The organism is Marinospirillum sp., assembly GCF_014859565.1.
The window spans coordinates 1-2630 of the sequence record NZ_JACUUA010000354.1; the positions used below are offsets into that span (position 1 = coordinate 1).

Below are 2630 nucleotides of genomic sequence, written 5' to 3' on the forward strand. Positions count from 1 at the left end.
AAGATTAGATACCCAGAAGCTGGAACAAACACTGAATATCCAGTTACCTAGTTGGCAAAGCCAACTGGAGCTGACACTGAATGAATACCTGGAGCGATAAATGAAAGGCATTATCCTGGCTGGTGGCACCGGCACCCGCCTCTATCCCATTACTCGCGGCATCTCCAAACAACTCCTCCCCGTGTATGACAAACCCATGATCTACTACCCCCTGTCAGTACTCATGCTGGCAGGTATTCAGGACATATTGGTGATCACCACACCTGAAGATCAGGAAGGTTTCAAACGCTTACTGGATGATGGCAGTCAATGGGGCGTCAACCTCACTTATGCAGTACAACACAGCCCGGATGGCCTAGCACAGGCCTTCATCATTGGCGAAGATTTCATCGGTCAGGACAGTGTGTGCCTGGTACTGGGCGATAACATCTACTACGGGCAGGGCTTGAGCAAACTACTGCAAACGGCCGCCGATCGGAAGCAAGGTGCCACCGTCTTTGGCTATCAGGTCACTGACCCCGAACGCTTTGGAGTAGTTGAGTTTGATGACCAGCAACGTGCCATCTCCATCGAAGAAAAACCGACCCAACCCAAGTCTGACTTTGCCGTGACAGGCCTCTACTTCTACGATAATGATGTGATTGAAATCGCTAAACAAGTGAAGCCCTCGGATCGGGGTGAACTAGAAATTACCAGCATCAATCAGGCTTACCTGGAGCGGGGGGATTTGAAAGTCGAACTGCTGGGCCGCGGTTATGCCTGGTTGGATACGGGAACCTTTGACTCCCTACACGATGCCAGTAGCTTTATTGAAACCCTGGAAAAACGCCAAGGCTTGAAGATTGCCTGCTTGGAAGAAATCGCTTATCGCATGTGCTTCATTGGTAAAGAACAACTTCTGGCTGAAGCAGAAAAACTCAAAAAGAACAGCTACGGCGCCTACCTGAAAAAACTCATCAAAACAGACCAGTAAGTCAAATTTATGAAAATCACAGAAACCAAAATTCCAGACGTAAAGCTCATCGAACCCAAAGTGTTCGGTGACAAGCGCGGCTTCTTCATGGAAACCTGGAACGAAAAGACCTTTAAAGAAGCGGACATCAATGCAATCTTCGTACAAGACAACCACAGTCGTTCCGTCAAAAACACCCTGCGCGGGTTGCACTACCAGATTAAACAGCCCCAAGGAAAACTAGTGCGCGTCACTTGCGGCGAAGTGTTTGATGTGGCCGTAGACCTGCGCCCCAACTCACCGTCCTTTGGGCAGTGGGTAGGAGAATACCTCTCGGAAGAGAACAACCGTATGCTATGGGTGCCACCGGGGTTTGCCCATGGCTTTTTGGTCACCAGTGGCACAGCGGATTTTCAGTACAAGTGCACTGATTTTTATTCACCAGAATATGAGCGTTCTATCGCCTGGGATGATCCTACTCTGAGTGTGAACTGGTGTGTAACTAGTGTAAACCAGCTATTGTTGTCTGATAAGGATAAGAATGCAAAGAGCTTTAAACAGGCTGAAGAAGAAATAAAGGCTTATTACTAAGTATGGTCATTTAAGGGATAAAGTTACAATTATTTATTGGGTGTGGGTATGTATACTGCAATTAAGTCGTTGGCTGGCTGGGTATCTGAACATCTCGTTGAGTTTCTAGTTGGTTTTGTAATTTTATCTCTTTTTGTTAGTGTCTACTCGATTTGGGCTGGCGATTCTGAATCAATCAATAAAGAAAGTCTTTTAATGCCTTTTGTGGTAGCGGTTGGTTTGTTCCTGGCTTGGATTCAGTATCTAAGTAACAAAAACACACAAAGAAAAGAGGCGGCACTTACTTATTATCCAAGACCTATGGAGCTTGAAAGAATTGAAATGGATATTGACCGGGTTATAAATTTCTGGTCAAGCAGTGATGCTATGGCAAGTCACGAAGTTAAGCTGATGCTTGATGAAGATATTACACTAACTGAATATGAGTTATGTTGGGAGCGACTATCTAATCAGGTTAAAAGAGATATTGTTGATATCTACTATAAATATTATTCTAGCAAAAGTTTGCACCACAAAGAAAAAACTTTGTCAAAGATGGACTATAAAAAGTATTACTCGCCACTGATTAAAGAGCAGTTTATTGATGTTAGAAGAAAATTTCATCTTTATTTGAACCAAATTGAAGGCTTTTGCCTGGCTCTTAATAAAGGAAATATTGACTCATCGACAGCGAAGGAAATGTATGTTCATAAGCTCGGGAATCACTTCAGAAAGGCTAAACCCTATATTGATGCTGTCAGAGCTAAGAAAAATGCACCGGATATATATATTCAATTTGAAAAAGTAATTAAGAAGTGGCAAGCATACTAATAAATAATAATCCATGCACACCACCCCTAAACCCATTAACCCTGATGTCTGGCTGGCTGATACTTCCAGGGAAAATGCACGAAGATACCAGTAATGGCGGGGCATACAGGCAGGTTTGAAATTTCCAATGTACACCTTCGCCATCATGTGATTTGATGATCCTTTTGTAAAGGAAAATCAATGAAAACGGCCTCTTCAAAGAGTGTTTGCCGACTGGGTGAATGAATGCCACCTAGTCAGTTCAGGCGAAGTCATTGCCATTGATGGCAAGACGCTA

General features: G+C 43.9%; 3 protein-coding genes. All 3 read left to right on the forward strand.

The window, feature by feature from the left end:
• Positions 1-100 precede the first annotated feature (100 nt).
• From rfbA to IBX50_RS19550, 3 genes are read left to right on the forward strand one after another with little or no spacing between them, the layout of a single operon-like run.
• The gene (gene rfbA, locus IBX50_RS19540; RefSeq protein ID WP_292258069.1) at positions 101-973 is read left to right on the forward strand and encodes a glucose-1-phosphate thymidylyltransferase RfbA; all 873 of its coding nucleotides are present in this window, start codon (positions 101-103) and stop codon (positions 971-973) included.
• Positions 974-982: 9 nt separating this feature from the next.
• The gene (gene rfbC / locus IBX50_RS19545) at positions 983-1543 is read left to right on the forward strand and encodes a dTDP-4-dehydrorhamnose 3,5-epimerase (RefSeq protein ID WP_292258070.1); all 561 of its coding nucleotides are present in this window, start codon (positions 983-985) and stop codon (positions 1541-1543) included.
• Between the two features lie 48 nt (positions 1544-1591).
• Positions 1592-2353: a DUF4760 domain-containing protein gene (locus tag IBX50_RS19550; RefSeq protein WP_292258071.1), complete on the forward strand. Its 762-nt coding sequence runs from the start codon at positions 1592-1594 to the stop codon at positions 2351-2353.
• Positions 2354-2630: the final 277 nt, after the last annotated feature.

What these genes read in the sequence shown, in the direction of transcription:
- rfbA (WP_292258069.1), top strand. Translation starts at nt 101, where the DNA reads ATGAAAGGCATTATCCTGGCTGGTGGCACCGGCACCCGCCTCTATCCC.
- IBX50_RS19550 (WP_292258071.1), top strand. Translation starts at nt 1,592, where the DNA reads ATGTATACTGCAATTAAGTCGTTGGCTGGCTGGGTATCTGAACATCTC.
- rfbC (WP_292258070.1), top strand. Translation starts at nt 983, where the DNA reads ATGAAAATCACAGAAACCAAAATTCCAGACGTAAAGCTCATCGAACCC.